We start from the raw sequence: 400 nt of genomic DNA on the forward strand, positions 1-400 counted from the left end.
GTTTACTCATACGCGCCGCCAAAATAATTTTGTAAACATGCTAACTGGTAAAGCTCCAAAGGCAGTGCCAGCAGACCGCAACCGAAACAAAACTCAAACTGAAGCTGGTGCGCCAGTTGTAATGATCACCGACCTTACAAAACAGGCTGGTGACACAGTTGAAATGGATTTGTTCCACAACTTGGGCGGTATGCCAACGATGGGCGATAAAAAAATCGAAGGTCGTGGCGAGTCTCTATCAAAAGTTGAGTTTGAATTAGTCATTAACCAAGGCCGTCATAACGTCGATTCAGGCGGTAAGATGGCTCAACAACGCACCAAGCAAAACCTACTTCAAGTAGCTCGTACAATGCTTCGTAACTACTTCATCGATCTACAAGATGAAATCGCAACGTATCAC

1 protein-coding gene is annotated in these 400 nt (G+C 44.8%); it reads left to right on the forward strand.

The window, feature by feature from the left end; genetic code table 11:
* Positions 1-400 (forward strand): phage capsid family protein (locus UF05_RS08945; RefSeq protein WP_048852439.1); only part of this gene is annotated, 400 nt, incomplete at both ends.

Source organism: Vibrio sp. S457-15 (assembly GCF_000960545.1).
Lineage (GTDB): Bacteria > Pseudomonadota > Gammaproteobacteria > Enterobacterales > Vibrionaceae > Vibrio > Vibrio parahaemolyticus.